Genomic DNA, 16036 nt, shown 5'->3' with positions numbered 1-16036 from the left:
CCCTCTGTTTAATTGAGCGATTGTCTTAAAAGTCGTAGCGTACGCCGAAGTTGACACCCCACGGCTGATCGATCTTCTTGCCCTGGCTGGTTTCGATGTCCGCATGCAACTTGACGTTCTCCGATACCGACATTGCCACACCGGCCGCCAGCTCGATGCGCGAGCCCGACAGGTCGTTGTTGAAGCTCTGGTCGTTGATGAACACCTTGTTGCTCTGGTCGAACTCATGGGCCACTGCGGTACGCAAGTAAGGCTGCAACACACCGCCGCTTTCCAGCTGGATGTTCTTGCCTGCGGTCACGCCAAGCTTACCCACCACCGAGCTGGAACGATCGCCCTTGGCTTGCAGGCCGTTGGTCAACTCGTAACTCTGCGCCTGAGTGATGGTTGCCGACAACTGCGCGTAGGGTTCCAGATAGAAGTCGTTGTCCAGCTTGATATGACGGCCGAACTCCGCCGAGGCCCCCACGGCATTCTGCGCGTAGTTGCCCTTGGCTTTCTTGCCGTCGCTCATGGTCACGTCGTTTTCCGTGTGCAGGCGGTTGAGCTTGGCCACACCGTCGAAGTACAGCCCGCTTTCGGCGTCCAACCAAGTGGCGTAACCACCTACGTAGTAACTCTTGACCTCGCCGCTGCTGCCGCGGGTAAGGCTGAGGTCGGAGACACTGTGACCGGCCATGACACCGGCGATCCACTGGCCGTCGCCACCCGACAATGGCGCATCGGCACCAATGGTGAAGCCCTTCTGGTTTTGCGTGTAGCCCGCACCGTTCTTGTTCGCCGCCACGTCGAATTTGTTGCCGTAGCTGCGCATCCACATCCCGTTGCCCGCACCCTCACTGAAGCGCAATTCGCCCATGCGCGTACGCAGGATGCTCATCTCGCCATACAGCACGGTTGGCGCACTGTTGAACAGGGCCAGTACCGAGTGGGCACTGGTACTGGTGCCCTTACGGTTCGGGTCGAGAAACCAGTCGGTGCCGTCCTTCTGCAAGCCATAAGCGTAGGCACCCACGTCAACCGTACCGCTCGCCAGGCTGAACTGCGCATCACCGCCTTCGGTGTGGACTACCTTGATCGGCTGGCCGTCAGCCAGGTTCGAGCCGCTGGCGGCCAACATCAGGCTATGGTTGCCATTAGCCTTGCCTTCCACGTTGAGAAAGTCGGTCTGATGGGTCAGAAAGTCGGTGTTCATGATGAACGTACCGTTGCCTTCCAGGCTTTTCACGTCCAACCGATAGAACTCATCCGGCCCACCGAAATGCACGGCGCCGCCGCCCATTTTCAGGGCATCGACATTGCTGTCGCCGACCAGAACCCAATTGGAAGCATCATTGACGCTCAGCTCGGCGACGTTTTTCAACTGGCCAGTCAGCCAGGCGCCGTTGTTCAACTGGACCTTGGCAGTACTGCCGTCTTCGACCACGATGTCGCCGAACAGCTCGCTGTGGTCAACATTGAAGTTGGCGGTTGAGCCATTGGTCACTTCGAGCAGATTGCCGTTGCTACCGAGAAGGCTCGAACCGTTGCGGACCTGGATATCCGCGTGGGTGCCCTCACGGGTGACAATCGCAGCACCGTTCTTGCCTTCAACGCTGGAGCCGTCCAGTAACAAGGCACTGTCCATGACACCAGAGCTGCCATCGATGCCCATCAGCACGCCATTTTTGCCACCCACAATCTGGCTGTTGGTGGCATTGGCCTGGCCGCTGTAGAGGGCCAGCCCCAAGCCACTGGCGCCGGTTGCTTCGACCTTCGTACCGATCAGGTCCAGCACGCTATAGGCGCTGGCAGTGGCGCCGCGTTGAGTGCCGGTGACCGTGCTATCGACAACCTTCACGGAAGAACCCACCGTGCTGCCGTCGGTACGGGCGGCGATCAGCCCGGTGCCGTTGTTGTTGATAATGTTACTGTTGGTGATCAATACCTTGCTGTCGTTAGCATGCACGGCGGCAGGCGCTGTGCTACGCGCAATCACATCAGAACCGTCTATACGAATGTCGGAATCGAACCCAGTGATGTCCTGGGTAGAACTGCCCGGTTCAACCACCAAGGTCGCGGATTGGGCACGAATGTCCTTGGTGACTGCACCTTTGACGGTGAATCCGGAGCCTGGTTGCAACTCATAGCGGTCCGCGGGAGTGCCAGGCAGCACAAAATCATCGGGGGCGGTGATGCTTCGGGCATCGGCGGCGTGTGCCATGAGCATAAGCAACGTGACAGCGTTGGCTTTCAACGCGAGACTTATAGGCGATGGTTTGAAATTGAATACAGATGACATTTGACGTACCTCTGGGTTGGCGTTCCTTTACGCAAGAATCTGGCTGGTTCCAAAGTGCGTGGGAGCCTGCCAATCGAGCGGGTGCCAAGGTATCCAGAGTGATTACCGGTATATGTAGGACTTATCTTAAGTAGTTGCATCTATAGGCGTTTTGCTCCAGGTAAATCCCCCTGCCGCCGACATAGGAAGGTATTTTTTTCAAAAAAAAAGCCAAAGAGCGAATTAACCGCTCTTTGGCATAGCCCCTCAACAATCACTATGGACCGGGTACAGCGCCTCCATCGCAGAAGGTCCCGTTAGTGCCCGACGCTCCGGATTTCTGACCGCGTACGCGCTGGATCGCATCATTGGAGTTCAAGGGCGCTCCACCTGCCTGCGGGATGCTGTAGAAGAGTTTTGCTGAACCTGCAAGCCTTGTCGCAAACGTCGGTTGGATGGTTTTGAAGATCGTCGCATAGGGCCCGAGGTTCATCGTGAATCCAAGGTTGATCTCGGACTGTTGGGTAATTGTGTGAGTTGCAGTACCCACCGCAGCGGGCACCTCCATACCCGCGGTAGCGGCATCATCGCTAAAGCCCTGCCAGTGCAACGTCACTAGCATGTTCAACGCAAACTCAGTGCTTGGCGGGATAAATACCACCAAATCACCGGGTGGAGGTCCTTTGGGTACGAAGCTGTCGCAGTTGATGAAGACGCCCGACGTTAGATTTCGCACCACAGGTTTGTCCAGCGAGACAAAGTTCGCCGTCACGTTCACAGGCGTAAGGGGTGGTTGCTGTGTATTGGCGCTGCCCGTCGCCTCGATGGTGTAGTGCGCCAGTTTGGTGCCGTTTTTTCCGGCGACGATAGCGGCCCAGGGGATGGTCATGTCAATTTCTTGATCAGCTACGCCATTGGGTACAGGCAGGGCGGGAGGTACAAAAAGCCCGTCATAATAAAGCCTGATCGTAAAGGCTCGAGCGTCGGGGGTGGGTGGATCACTCCAAAGCTTAATGCGCGCGACAGCATCGCGCGTGGCATGCTCTGGAGTCAGTTCATTGTCAGGTCCTTCTGCACCTACGAAGTCTTTACCGATCACCCGAACTGGATTCAGATTGATATTGATCGGGTCTGGTCCACCCGGTGTAGGCCCTACCACAAACAGATCCAAATCGGTCGTCGCAGTCAAGACCGCTGGATAGGAAACGGTGCGGCGCTTGATAGAATAAGAAACCGTCAGTGGCAACAGCCCCACCGTTGCACCGTAGAGTGCTACCAGCGTGGGGTAACTGATCTGGATGGGTACCGGGAAGGTTGCACTGCCCACGGGAAAAGGTAACTCAGTGTGCGAACCGAGGCTGGTGGTGAGGGTGACCACCAGCTCATCGTCAGCGCGTAAGACGTCGTCATAGGCAGGGATGCGCACCGTCAAACCGTTGAGTGCCGCTACGTCCGGGCGATTGGTCAACCCATCACCGGGGACAGCCAAATCGATGGTCGGGGCTTTGAAATTGCTGGGGCTGGGAAACAGGCTTACGTCAACGTTGAAGGCACCTGACTGTTTGTACATCGGATTGCCCGCCGCATCCACGATCAGATACCGCAAGCTGTGGACGCCATCCCCAGCCCCTTGAACGACCGATAGCGGCAGGGGGAAAGTGCGATCGGCGGGAATTAGCCAATACGGGTCAGGGTTACCTACGACGGGCAGGTAGGGATCATCCGAATTAGCCCAGAAGAACAGTGCACGATCGCCCGAGGCTCTGCCATAAGCGTCATAGTCCGGAATGGTGAAGACTGCAGATTCATTCGGCTTGGCCAAGAAGTAATCAGCCCCCACGGATGCAGGCAGGTCACTGGGAGGAATAGGTGCGGGAATGGTTCCAACATAAGCCTCATAGGGCCCTTCAAGGTCAGCAATCAATAACTGGGGCAGAGACTCGGTAGTGTTACCCACTTTGAAGACGAAAAACGAATATTTGATCTGGTGAATACCGGGTGCACGCCGAGCTCGCGCGATATTCACATCCAGCCCGGTTGCCGGAAGTGAAGATACACTTTGGGTCAAATAAGGATCACCGAAGTCGGCTGCATCATTTGGCTTGATCCATAATTTGAAAGTGTCGGGTTCAGCTGGGTCCGTACTGAAGTCGTCCGGCCGGGGAACAATAAACTTTGTATTTTCGCTCAATGAGGCTGCGCGTGTAAGCAAGCCGGGAAAACCTGGGACCTGCTCCTCCAGTACGCCATCAGAAAGAGCGGATATTCCGGGATTGGCCCTGCGTGAGTTCTCAAAGCATCGAATGGTGTCCAACGTTTTCTTTTTCATGTTGATCTCCGCGGCTATTCAGATAGCACAGTAATTTCACGGCGTGCGCGGGCGCGCACCAATACCTCATTGAGGTTTAATTATTACAACGACAACCTTGTAACTTCGACTACCCACAACAACGACACTCGGGACCGGAAAGCATTCACTCGCTCGACACACGTGTTGCGACACCCGTGTTTGAACATGAAACAACGTCGCCCGCCTTGCAATAACCACCCGAGCTATAGTTCAGATCAACACGAATTCTTCGGGGCAAAGACTCACCTATCAGTGCGCCCCCTCGCCTAACTTGGTACCACGCTTTCGCAGTACCGAAGTCTTTCATGGGAACAACTTTATCTTCGTAGGGGGCAACAACGAAGTTCAACCCATTCGCCAGATCAGCGCTGTTATTAAAAGCGCCATTTTCTGCAAACATCGATTCAACAATCACCGGCGGCGACCAGTTATTATTGTCGTAACCCTCCCAAAAAAACCTGATCACGTCATTAAGTTCAAAGAGCGGATCAGCCGTGACATGCCAGTGAACACCAAAAAACACTTCAGGCTTGGAGCAACATGACAAGTACCCCGCCCCCCCCACCAAGGTATGGTTAAGCACAGGCGCCGGAAATTGAATCAGCGTGCCAGTATTCACCGTCACGAATGTATTATCAGCTTGTTGGTCATTCACTCCGTTACTGGTGGTGTAATACACCGGCAGTGCAGGATGTATGAAGCCCTCCATCACGGCCCAGGGGATTACCGTAGAAAATACCAACTGGCCTTCCACATCACCGGGCTGGACGGTATAGGAGGCAACCGGCCCAATCCCATTCCAGTAAAAGCGCACTATCTGACCAGGCTGCGGGTCCTGATAAAGCAATACACGCGCACGAGCACCTGCCGGATTGTCATCATGGTTGACTACGTTCTTGGTGTTGGAGACAAGCCCCCACACCTGCGCCAGGGGCAAGTCTTGGTTGAGCAAGGCCGGCGCGTTGGCATGGTCCTGCCCGGCGATCGTCAAGTTGACATCGACAGGTATCGCGAAGGACGGAAATGGCGGCAGGCTGCCGCGAATAATCTCGTAGCGCACCGGCACTGTTTCTGGCGCCAGCGGGTCCGTCAACGGCCCCCGTAGAACCGACCAATCAATCGGTACATCGGTGGGAAAACCAAGCACATCCTGAAGCGGTGCGGGACGGTCTTTCCAGTAAACGCGGACCTGATCCCCTGGCGCCCAATCGGTATAGCCGTTGATCCTGACGTAGATCCCTGCGCGGGCGTCTTCACGATTGATCAGCGCATCACTGTAACGTTCAGGCGGATAGATTTCCGGCAGTGGCCGTGGCCCGGGCAATGGAATCAGCGCCAACTGAAAGGGAAGACCGGCACTGCGGACACTGAAATTACCGGCCCTGTCGAAAATTCGATAGAAGATAAACGCAGCACCATTGATCAACCCACGGAACTTATCCGCCGGCAGATAGACGATCAATGGATCGCCACTCAACACCAACTCATAAATATAATCCGGCCCGGCAACCGGAGGGTTTGCAGCATTGGACAGATAGAGGTGAATTTTGTCGCCGTCGCTGCGGCCAGTATAAGGGAGAAGGTGAAATGCCACCGGATCGTTATTGAGCAGGTACGTTTCATCGACTGCCGGTGATGGCGGCACCACAAACTCAAGATGCTGGGCTGGGTCCACTAACTCTGGGTTGTTCTGGTCGATCGTGAGTGTTCTTTTGGGTTCTAGTTCGCTGCGTCCACCAAATGAGTCTGTGACAACGTAATAGAGCTGAACAGGACCGGACAAGGATTGCATTATAAGGGAGTCAATTGTCAGCACATGCTCAGTCGGAAACGGTGGCGGTGGCGCAGTGACAGTCTTTGATTCCGTGTGAATAACCGCTGCCCCTTGAATCAAAATGAGGTCAAGGATGTGCGGGCTATCCAGCGGCACAGGCCCCGGGCCCCACATGGGAATTTTCACTTCTAGGTCTGCAAGCAATACATTTCTTTTTATCAGACCCGTAGGGTCTAAGGGGTCCACTCCGGTGATACCCATCGGGGCTAATGACAGTGCGCCCTGCGCATTCAAAGAAGCGCTACCCGTGCTAGTGCCTGAACTGGAGGTGCTTGGCATCACAACTTCCTCAACGCTGCAACGAGAGAGAGCCGCCAACAACGGAAATACTGGTCGACGTTTGAAGAAATTAAATACTCAATTTGATGCATCCGAAACTGTCAGAACTCACAGGTAAGGCAGACCGTTGGTCGGTTTACGATCCGTTGGACCGGAGACTTTCACGGATTAGTGCTTGACGGTTCAGGCTGCATGGTGTTTTCTGAAACCGGTTTCAGATTGTGCGCCAGTCGTCTATTCCAATAAGAAAGGCTTGTCTTCATGACTACATTTTCCGCCGCCCAGCGCAGCCGCGTTACCATGCTCGACGTCGCCGAGCGCGCCGGTGTGTCCAAGGCCAGCGTGTCGCGTTTTATCGGCGACGACCGCGCCCTGCTCTCCGATGCCATTGCCCTGCGCATCGAGCAAGCCATCGAACACCTCGGCTACCGCCCCAACCAGATGGCCCGTGGTCTCAAGCGTGGCCGCACGCGCCTGATCGGCATGCTGGTCGCCGATATCCGCAACCCCTATTCCATTGCCGTGATGCACGGCGTCGAAACCGCTTGCCGCCAGCACGGCTACAGCCTGGTGGTGTGCAATACCGACCGCGATGACGAACAGGAGCGCCAGCACCTGGCCGCGCTGCGTTCGTACAACATCGAAGGGCTGATCGTGAACACCCTCGGTCATCACCTCGACCAACTGCTGGAACTGCAACGGGAAATGCCGCTGGTATTGGTGGACCGCAAGGTCGAGCCGCTGCACAGCGACCTCGTCGGGCTGGACAACCCGTCGGCGGTGCGTATGGCGATGGAACACCTGGAGCAACAGGGTTACCGCAATGTGCTACTGGTGAGCGAAGCCACCGATGGCACCAGTTCGCGGTTGGAGCGCCTGGAGAGTTTCAACGCACACATTGCCAGCCGTCCGGCGTTGACCGGTGCGGTGCTGGAGCTCGATAGCGAGTTGGAAACCCATCTGCAAACCTTTCTTGCCAAACCCGGCGCCAAAGCGTTGTTCTGCGCCAACGGCGTCGCCGCATTGGCCTGTACCCGTGCGCTCAAGCGCCTGGGCTGCAACCTGTTCGAGGATATCGGCCTGATCGCCCTGGATGATCTGGACTGGTACCCACTGGTGGGCAATGGCATCACCGCCCTCGCCCAGCCGACCGAGGCGATTGGCGCCACGGCGTTCGACTGTTTGCTCAAGCGCCTGCGCGGCGATACCGAGCCGAGGCGCACGGTGGATTTTGTTCCCGAGCTGATCATTCGCGGCTCAACCCAGCCTCAGCCAGGAACCACCCCGTAGCAGCTGCCTCGCCGGGGCTCGACAGCTGCAACGCCACTCTTATTTCAAGATTTGCATACAAAAATGAAACCGGTTTCAGAGGTAAACAACAATGCACAAATACCCCGTCTCTATCAGCCTTTCCAGCTACGGCGCCGACCTGGTGCGCCAACAGGGCCAATCGAGTTTTGTCGAGGTACTGGCGGCCGCAGGCGCCCAGCGCATCGAGTGGCGTGAAGAGCTTTTAACCCACGAACAGCCCGCCGAACTGGCCCATGCGGCTGCGCAGTATCGGCTGGAGTCAGTGTTCTCATCGCCCCTGGAACTCTGGGTCGCCGGCCGCGCGCAACCGAACGCCGAACTCCCCGCCACCCTGGACCGTGCTCAGGCTTTTGGCTCGCGCTGGCTAAAAGTCTCCCTCGGCTACTTCACCGACACTAACGACCTGCAAAGCCTGCACGCCCTGCTCACCCGCCACCCGGTCCAGCTGCTGGTAGAGAACGACCAGACCCTGCACGGCGGCCGAATCGAGCCAATGCAGCGTTTCTTCACCGAGGTGGAACGCCTCGGCCTGCCGGTAAAAATGACCTTCGATATCGGCAACTGGCAATGGCAGGACCAATCCGCCCTTACCGCCGCACGCCTGCTGGGCCGGCATGTGGATTATCTGCACTGCAAGGCTGTGGCCCGTCGCGCAGATGGCAAGTTGGTCGCCCTGCCGCCTGGCGCCACCGACCTGCATCTGTGGGAACAACTGCTCAAGCACATGACTCCAGGTATTACCCGGGCCGTGGAATTTCCGCTGCAAGGTGATGACTTGATCGACATCACCGCGCAGCAAGTCGCCGCCCTCACCCTGCTGGGCCAACCTCGTGCGGAGAATGCGCATGTCTGAGATCGATATCCTCTCGTTTGGTGAAACCATGGCGATGTTTGTCGCCGAGCAAACCGGCGACCTGGCCCACGTGGCCCAATTCCATAAACGCATCGCGGGCGCCGACAGCAACGTCGCCATTGGCCTGTCGCGCCTGGGCTTCAACGTGGCCTGGCTGAGCCGTGTGGGCAATGATTCCCTCGGGCGTTTTGTGGTCGACACCCTGAAGAAAGAAGGCCTCGATTGCCGGCATGTGGCGGTCGACACGTTGCACCCCACGGGTTTTCAGCTCAAGTCGCGCGAAGAAGCCGGCGATGATCCGCAGGTGGAGTACTTCCGCAAGGGTTCAGCGGCCAGCCATCTGTCCATCGCGGCCATCAGTCCTGCCTTGCTGCAAGCCCGCCATCTGCATGCCACCGGTATTGCGCCGGCGTTGTCTGAGGCGACGCGCGAGCTGTCCATCGAGTTGATGACACAAATGCGCAAGGCCGGGCGCAGCGTGTCGTTCGACCCCAACCTGCGCCCTTCGCTATGGCCCAACCAACACACGATGATCCGCGAAATAAACGCCCTTGCGGGTCTTGCTGACTGGGTACTGCCGGGGCTGAGTGAAGGCCGCTTGCTCACCGGTTTCGATGACCCGGCCGACATCGCCGCGTTCTACCTCGACCAGGGCGCCGAAGCCGTGGCAATCAAGCTCGGCCCGGACGGCGCCTACTACCGTACCCAGATGGACCAAGGCTTTGTCGCCGCCGTGCGGGTGGAAAAGGTCGTGGACACGGTCGGCGCCGGTGACGGTTTTGCCGTGGGCATGATCAGCGCCCTGCTGGAAAACCTCAGCTTCCCCGAGGCGGTTCGGCGCGGCAACTGGATCGGCAGCCGCGCCGTGCAGAGCCGTGGCGATATGGAGGGTTTGCCCACCCGTTCAGAGTTGCACACCCGATCCGTCGCGTAACCCAACACCTGTTGCCACAACTACAACAAGCTCAGGAGCAACTCCATGGAAACCGTGAAACTCGCCACCCGCCGTTGGTGGTACATCATGCCTATCGTGTTTATCACCTACAGCTTGGCGTACCTGGACCGCGCCAATTATGGCTTCGCCGCCGCCTCCGGCATGGCCGAAGACCTGATGATCACCCCGGGCATGTCGTCGTTGCTGGGTGCACTGTTTTTCCTCGGTTACTTTTTCTTCCAGGTGCCGGGAGCGATCTACGCGCAAAAGCGCAGCGTTAAAAAACTGATTTTCGTCAGCCTGATTCTGTGGGGAGGCCTGGCTACACTGACCGGCGTGGTGTCCAACGCCTACATGCTGATCGTGATCCGTTTCATGCTGGGCGTGGTGGAAGCGGCGGTGATGCCGGCCATGCTGGTGTACCTCTGCCACTGGTTCACGCGTGCCGAACGTTCCCGCGCCAACACCTTCCTGATCCTGGGCAACCCGGTGACCATGCTGTGGATGTCGGTGGTATCGGGTTACCTGGTGCAGCATTTCAGCTGGCGCTGGATGTTTATCATCGAGGGTCTGCCGGCGGTGCTATGGGCGTTTATCTGGTGGAAGCTGGCCGATGAGCGTCCAAAGGATGCCAAGTGGCTCAGCGATACTGAGAAACAGGACCTGGAAACCGCGCTGGCCGCTGAACAGGTTGGCATCAAGGCGGTGAAGAACTACGCCGAAGCCTTTCGTTCGCCCAAGGTGATCATCCTCGCGCTGCAATTTTTCTGCTGGAGCATCGGCGTGTACGGTTTTGTGCTGTGGCTGCCGTCGATCCTCAAGGCCGGTTTGCAGATGGACATGGTCGAGGCCGGCTGGCTGTCGGCGATGCCGTATCTGGCGGCGGTGATCGGCATGCTCGTAGTCTCGTGGGGGTCGGACAAACTGCAAAAACGTAAGCGCTTTGTGTGGCCGCCACTGCTGATTGCCTCCATCGCTTTCTACGCATCCTACGTACTGGGCGCCGAACACTTCTGGTGGTCGTACACCTTGCTGGTGATTGCCGGTGCCTGCATGTATGCGCCCTACGGCCCTTTTTTCGCCATCGTCCCGGAGATCCTACCGGCCAACGTCGCCGGGGGCGCCATGGCACTGATCAACAGCATGGGCGCCCTCGGTTCGTTCGGTGGCTCGTACCTGGTGGGTTACCTCAATAGCAGCACCGGCTCGCCCGGCGCCTCGTACCTGTTGATGAGCGGCGCGCTCATGTTTGCGGTGGTGCTGACGATTTTACTCAAGCCCGGCGCCAGCGACCGCTCGCCGGCGCCAACCCTGGAGTTGAAGGTAAAGACCTCATGAAAATGTCTGTCGTGTTGTACAAGAAACTGTCCGCGCCGCTGATGGCGCGCCTGCATGAAAAGGCCGACGTCACGCTGATCGAAGCGCTGGATGACGCTGGCCTGGCCAAGCTGCGTGACGCCCTGCCCGGTGCCCATGGCCTGCTGGGAGCCAGCCTGCGCCTGGATGCAAAACTGCTCGATCTGGCGCCGCAGTTGAAAGCGATCGCCAGTGTGTCGGTGGGTGTCGACAACTACGATATCGATTACCTGACGAGGCGCGGCATTCTGCTCAGCAACACCCCGGACGTGCTCACCGAAACCACCGCCGACACGGGTTTTGCGCTGATCCTCGCGACGGCCCGGCGTGTGGTCGAACTGGCCGATATGGTGCGCGCCGGCCAGTGGAACAAAAACATTGGCCCGGCACATTTCGGCAGCGACGTGCATGGCAAGACCCTGGGCATCATCGGCATGGGCCGCATCGGCGAAGCCTTGGCCCAGCGTGGGCATTTTGGTTTTGGCATGCCGGTGATCTACCACAGCCACTCGCCCAAGCCGGCGGTGGAAGCACGCTTCGGCGCGCAGTACCGCAGCTTGAACGACTTGCTGCAACAGGCCGACTTTGTCTGCCTGACCTTACCGCTCACCGCTGAAACCGAGAAATTGATTGGCGCCGAGGCGTTTGCACTGATGGGCTCGGAGACGATCTTTATCAATATCTCGCGGGGCAAAGTGGTGGATGAGGCGGCGCTGATCGACGCGTTGCAACAGCGCACGATTCGGGCGGCAGGGTTGGATGTGTTCGAGCACGAGCCGCTGAATCACGATTCGCCGTTATTGCGCTTGAACAATGTGGTGGCCACGCCGCATATCGGCTCAGCGACCCATGAGACACGGGAGGCGATGGCCACGTGTGCGGTGGATAATCTGTTGCAGGCGCTGGCAGGGGAAAAGCCCAAGAACCTGGTGAATGCCACTACCTGGAAGCAGTAACCCCTGACACACAAAAACCTATGTGGGAGCGGCGGTGCGAGCAAGTCGAATCGTCGCACCGCCGCTCCCACAGTTTTGACCGTATTCCAAATCAGTTAACGAATCGGGCCACCATCCCATTCAAATCCACCGCTAGGCGCGACAGCTCATGGCTGGCCGCGCGGGTCTGGTTAGCACCCGCTGCAGACTGAGTCTGCCAGGCCTTCGATCATCACGGCGGTATTTTGCACGTCCTGGGTCTTGCCATCGTCTTCGATGGGTTTGCTGAGGTCACCACTGGCGATGATTTCTGCGACTGCCAGGGCCTTGCGCAGCGGCGTGACGATGCTGCGGGTGAGCAGCCAGGCCAGCAGTACGGTGAGCAATGCGGCAGCGACCGAAACGGCAATAACGCCGGTAATCGCACCTTCGTAGCTCTATAAATATTTTTTTACACTTCTGACGACTGTCAGTTTCTGGCATCCTGCGCCTCCATTTTCTGACCCGAGCCCGTATTTTGTCTGACGCTCAAGCCCCCCGCTCGCGCTATAAATCCGACCTGATCTACGGCTTGGAAGATCGCCCACACTTCACCGCGGCGATTTTTGCCGCGTTGCAGCATGTGCTGGCCAGCTTTGTCGGCATCATTACGCCCACGTTGATCGTCGGTGGCGTGCTGGGCCTGGAAAGCGAAGTGCCCTACTTGGTGAGCATGGCGCTGTTTGTGTCGGGGCTCGGCACCTTTGTGCAGGCACGCAAATTCGGCCCGATTGGCTCGGGTTTGTTGTGCCTGCAGGGCACCAGTTTTTCCTTTATCAGTGTGATTCTCAGCGCGGGTTTTATGGTCAAGGCCCGGGGCGGCGGTACGGATGAGATCCTCTCGACGATCTTCGGCATCTGCTTTTTCGCGGCATTTATCGAAGTGGTGCTGAGCCAGTTCATCGGCAAGCTGCGCAAGCTGATCACCCCGGTGGTCACCGGCACCATCATTACCTTGATGGGTTTGTCACTGATCAAAGTCGCGGTGACCGACATGGCTGGCGGCTTTGGCGCCAGCGACCTCGGCGCCGCCAGCAATATGGGCCTGGCAGCGCTGGTACTGCTGACCATCGTGGTACTCAACCGTTTCAACAACCCGTTCCTGCGCCTGGGGTCCATCGTGATCGGCCTGACCCTGGGCTTTGTGGTGGCCTGGCTGATGGGCCGTGTGGACCTGGCGGCACTGCCACAAGTACCGTTGATCAGCGTGCCGGTGCCCTTCAAGTACGGGTTCTCGTTCGACTGGGTGGCGTTTATCCCGGTCGCGGTGATCTTCCTGATTTCGCCCCTGGAAGCGGCTGGCGACCTGACCGCCAATTCGATGATTTCCCAACAGCCGGTCAAGGGCCCGTTGTATATCAAGCGCATCAAGTCCGGCCTGTTGGCCGATGGCCTCAACTCGGCGATGGCGGCCACCTTCAACAGCTTGCCGATGGTGACCTTCGCCCAGAACAACGGTGTGATTCAGCTCACGGGCGTGGCGAGCCGCTACGTGGCGTACTTTATCGCCGGCCTGCTGGTGCTGCTGGGGCTGTTCCCGATGATCGGCGCGGTGCTGCAATTGATGCCCAAGCCGGTACTGGGCGGCGCGACCCTGATCATGTTCGGCACCGTGGCGGTGGCGGGTATCAAGATCCTTGCCGAAGCCGGGTTGCACCGACGCAATGTGTTGATCGTGGCGATCTCGCTGGGCATGGGCCTGGGCGTTGCCGCCGTGCCGGAAGTGCTGCGCGAGCTGCCCAAGGCACTGCACAACATCTTCGAATCGCCGATCACCGTGGGCGCATTCTGTGCAATCCTGCTGAACATTTTCCTGCCGGAAGAGTTCTTAGAGCTGGAAGAAGATGAATTTGATCCGGAGTCATCGACCCTCAAGGTGATGCAGGACCCGGACGTCACGAAATAGGAGCACTGTTATATGCGCAAGCTCATGGTTCTATCGCTACTGCTGCTGACCCTGAGCGCCTGCGCGCTGTTCCCCAATCGCGACCCGGTGAACATCAACGTGGTGGGCATCGAACCGCTGCAAAGCCAGGATCTGGAAGTACGCTTTGCCGTGAAGCTGCGGGTGCAAAACCCCAATGAAACGGCGATTGACTACAACGGCGTGGCCCTGGATCTGGAGGTCAATGGCCGGCCGTTGGCATCTGGGGTGAGTGATCAGAGCGGGTCTATCCCTCGTTTTTCCGAGACGGTACTGATGGTGCCGGTGAGTGTTTCAGCGTTTTCCGTGTTGCGCCAGACCTTGGGCCTGAGCCAGACCCAAAGCTTGAACAACCTGCCCTACGTGCTGCGGGGCAAACTGGCGGGTGGCTTGTTCGGTACGATGCGCTTTGTCGACCGTGGCACGCTGGACCTGCCGAATACGGTGACCTGGTAAACGCCATGCAGCCTGTATTGCTGACTGACCGCCTGATCCTGCGCCCGCTGACCCTCGACGATGCAGAGGGTATCCAACAGCAATTCCCCCATTGGCAAGTGGTGCGCTACCTGAACGCCCTGGTGCCGTGGCCTTACCCGGCCAATGGTGCACGCGCCTACCTGGAACAGATCGCCCTGCCCGCCATGGCCCGTGGCGAGGAATGGCACTGGTCGATCCGCTTGAAAAGCGCGCCGGAGCAGTTGATCGGCAATGTCAGCTTGATGGATGAGCAGGACAACAACCGAGGCTTCTGGCTCGGCCCGCAGTGGCAGGGACAAGGGTTGATGAGTGAAGCCAGCGCGGCGGTGACCGACTATTGGTTTGGTGTGCTCAAGCGCCCTGTGATGCGCGTGCCCAAGGCCGCGCCTAACCGGGGCTCGCGGCGCATCTCCGAACGCACAGGCATGCGTTTGATCAGGACGGAGAAAGGCGAGTTTGTCGAGGGCAGCTTCCCAAAAGACATCTGGGAAATGACCCGCGATGAATGGCTGAAATCCAAATCCCCCAGCCAGCGCCCACCTTTTTCCACCGCGTTTTAGTCCGTGATAAAGCGCACGCCGGGTTTTTCGCGTTCATCCACCGTCAGCTCGAACACATCCGGCCGGGCATAGTGCCCCACCACGTCATAGTCATACCGCGCCCGCACCAAGTCAGCCGTATCGATTTGCGCCGTCAACAACCCCGCCTTACCCAGCAAAGGCCCCGCTAAAATGTCGCCCATCGGCCCGACAATCACGCTACCGCCAGCGATCAACGGGCGATCCGACGGCCAGTTGGCAACCGCCACCCCCAGCGCCTCGGGCGAAGCCTGCACCTGACACGCACTGACCACAAAGCAGCGCCCTTCATGAGCCACATGACGCATGCTCACCTGCCACATCTCACGCTCGTCCACTGTCGGTGCGCACCACACCTCCACACCCTTGGCGTACATCGCCGTGCGCAGCAACGGCATCATGTTTTCCCAGCACACTGCGCCACCGATGCGCCCGACTGCCGTATCGATTACCGGCAAGGTTGAGCCATCGCCCTTGCCCCAGATCAGTCGTTCGGTGCCGGTAGGCATCAATTTACGGTGCTTGGCGACCAAGCCACCCGCCGGTTCGAAGTACAACACCGTGCAATACAACGTGCTGCCACTGCGCTCGATAACGCCAAGCACCAGGCTGGCACCGGTACGCGCCGACAGACCGGCCAGTGCTTCGGTCTCGGCGCCCGGCACATCGATGGCATTGGCAACATATCGGGCAAAAGCTTCCCGGCCCTCGGGCAGGCGATACCCCAGCTGCGTGCCGAAACCCTCGCCTTTGGGATAGCCACCCAGCAGTGCCTCGGGCATCACCACCAATTGCGCGCCGCTGCGCGATATCTCGTCTTCATAGGCCAGGATCTGCGCCAGGGTTTCAGCCTTGCCACCCGGCAAGGAGCCAATTTGCAGGGCCGCCACAGTCGATACAGGCATC

The 16036-nt window shown here is 58.5% G+C and carries 12 protein-coding genes and 1 pseudogene; 8 read left to right on the top strand and 5 right to left on the bottom strand.

The features are described 5' to 3' along the window. Positions 1-25 precede the first annotated feature (25 nt). The 3 genes from AACY30_RS20655 to AACY30_RS20645 form a co-directional block, all read right to left on the bottom strand. Positions 26-2281, bottom strand: coding sequence for an autotransporter outer membrane beta-barrel domain-containing protein (locus AACY30_RS20655; RefSeq protein WP_339541046.1), 2256 nt, complete (start codon positions 2279-2281; stop codon positions 26-28). Positions 2282-2537: 256 nt separating this feature from the next. Then, entirely contained in the window at positions 2538-4589 is a 2052-nt protein-coding gene (locus AACY30_RS20650) for a hypothetical protein (RefSeq protein WP_339470863.1), read from the bottom strand. 145 nt (positions 4590-4734) lie between these two features. Then, positions 4735-6723, bottom strand: coding sequence for a hypothetical protein (locus tag AACY30_RS20645; RefSeq protein ID WP_339541045.1), 1989 nt, complete (start codon positions 6721-6723; stop codon positions 4735-4737). A 261-nt stretch (positions 6724-6984) separates the two neighbouring features. On the opposite strand from AACY30_RS20645, the gene AACY30_RS20640 reads away from it, so the two are divergent. From AACY30_RS20640 to AACY30_RS20620, 5 genes are all read left to right on the top strand, one after another. Next, a complete protein-coding gene (locus AACY30_RS20640; protein WP_339470861.1) occupies positions 6985-8013 on the top strand; it encodes a LacI family DNA-binding transcriptional regulator in 1029 nt (342 codons plus the stop codon). A 91-nt stretch (positions 8014-8104) separates the two neighbouring features. Further along, positions 8105-8887, top strand: a complete 783-nt coding sequence (locus AACY30_RS20635; RefSeq protein WP_339541044.1) for a sugar phosphate isomerase/epimerase family protein — start codon at positions 8105-8107, stop codon at positions 8885-8887. Then, positions 8880-9821 carry a sugar kinase gene (locus tag AACY30_RS20630; RefSeq protein ID WP_339470858.1) on the top strand — a complete coding sequence of 314 codons (942 nt, stop codon included), beginning with the start codon at positions 8880-8882 and terminating at the stop codon, positions 9819-9821. Before AACY30_RS20635 ends, AACY30_RS20630 begins: the two co-directional genes overlap by 8 nt. A gap of 45 nt (positions 9822-9866) precedes the next feature. Next, positions 9867-11159 (top strand): MFS transporter, encoded by a 1293-nt coding sequence (locus AACY30_RS20625; RefSeq protein ID WP_339470857.1) that lies wholly within the window; start codon positions 9867-9869, stop codon positions 11157-11159. Beyond that, positions 11156-12133 (top strand): 2-hydroxyacid dehydrogenase, encoded by a 978-nt coding sequence (locus AACY30_RS20620; protein ID WP_339541043.1) that lies wholly within the window; start codon positions 11156-11158, stop codon positions 12131-12133. Before AACY30_RS20625 ends, AACY30_RS20620 begins: the two co-directional genes overlap by 4 nt. Positions 12134-12224: 91 nt before the next feature. Here AACY30_RS20620 and AACY30_RS27605 read toward each other — a convergent pair. Further along, positions 12225-12546 (bottom strand): annotated as a pseudogene (locus AACY30_RS27605) (HAMP domain-containing protein); the annotation flags it as partial. A gap of 83 nt (positions 12547-12629) precedes the next feature. On the opposite strand from AACY30_RS27605, the gene AACY30_RS20610 reads away from it, so the two are divergent. Genes AACY30_RS20610 through AACY30_RS20600 form a run of 3 tightly spaced genes read left to right on the top strand, consistent with a single transcriptional unit; the run spans position 12630 to position 15112 of the window. Further along, entirely contained in the window at positions 12630-14057 is a 1428-nt protein-coding gene (locus AACY30_RS20610; RefSeq protein WP_339541042.1) for a nucleobase:cation symporter-2 family protein, read from the top strand. Between the two features lie 12 nt (positions 14058-14069). Then, positions 14070-14531, top strand: coding sequence for an LEA type 2 family protein (locus AACY30_RS20605; RefSeq protein WP_025857294.1), 462 nt, complete (start codon positions 14070-14072; stop codon positions 14529-14531). A 5-nt stretch (positions 14532-14536) separates the two neighbouring features. After that, complete coding sequence (locus AACY30_RS20600; protein WP_339470853.1) at positions 14537-15112, top strand: GNAT family N-acetyltransferase; 576 nt, start codon at positions 14537-14539, stop codon at positions 15110-15112. On the opposite strand, the gene AACY30_RS20595 is transcribed toward AACY30_RS20600, so the two are convergent. Continuing rightward, complete coding sequence (locus tag AACY30_RS20595; protein ID WP_339418399.1) at positions 15109-16035, bottom strand: carbon-nitrogen hydrolase family protein; 927 nt, start codon at positions 16033-16035, stop codon at positions 15109-15111. The genes AACY30_RS20600 and AACY30_RS20595 overlap by 4 nt on opposite strands. Between the last annotated feature and the right edge of the window lies 1 nt (position 16036).

The organism is Pseudomonas sp. RA_5y_Pfl1_P24 (assembly GCF_963970945.1).
GTDB lineage: Bacteria > Pseudomonadota > Gammaproteobacteria > Pseudomonadales > Pseudomonadaceae > Aquipseudomonas > Aquipseudomonas tritici.
Note: the sequence above shows the minus strand (reverse complement) of the source record. Positions and strands in the feature narration are given on the sequence as shown.

Coding starts and splice junctions, on each gene's coding strand:
- AACY30_RS20655 (WP_339541046.1), bottom strand. CDS start 2,281: ATGTCATCTGTATTCAATTTCAAACCATCGCCTATAAGTCTCGCGTTG.
- AACY30_RS20650 (WP_339470863.1), bottom strand. CDS start 4,589: ATGAAAAAGAAAACGTTGGACACCATTCGATGCTTTGAGAACTCACGC.
- AACY30_RS20645 (WP_339541045.1), bottom strand. CDS start 6,723: ATGCCAAGCACCTCCAGTTCAGGCACTAGCACGGGTAGCGCTTCTTTG.
- AACY30_RS20640 (WP_339470861.1), top strand. CDS start 6,985: ATGACTACATTTTCCGCCGCCCAGCGCAGCCGCGTTACCATGCTCGAC.
- AACY30_RS20635 (WP_339541044.1), top strand. CDS start 8,105: ATGCACAAATACCCCGTCTCTATCAGCCTTTCCAGCTACGGCGCCGAC.
- AACY30_RS20630 (WP_339470858.1), top strand. CDS start 8,880: ATGTCTGAGATCGATATCCTCTCGTTTGGTGAAACCATGGCGATGTTT.
- AACY30_RS20625 (WP_339470857.1), top strand. CDS start 9,867: ATGGAAACCGTGAAACTCGCCACCCGCCGTTGGTGGTACATCATGCCT.
- AACY30_RS20620 (WP_339541043.1), top strand. CDS start 11,156: ATGAAAATGTCTGTCGTGTTGTACAAGAAACTGTCCGCGCCGCTGATG.
- AACY30_RS20605 (WP_025857294.1), top strand. CDS start 14,070: ATGCGCAAGCTCATGGTTCTATCGCTACTGCTGCTGACCCTGAGCGCC.
- AACY30_RS20600 (WP_339470853.1), top strand. CDS start 14,537: ATGCAGCCTGTATTGCTGACTGACCGCCTGATCCTGCGCCCGCTGACC.
- AACY30_RS20595 (WP_339418399.1), bottom strand. CDS start 16,035: ATGCCTGTATCGACTGTGGCGGCCCTGCAAATTGGCTCCTTGCCGGGT.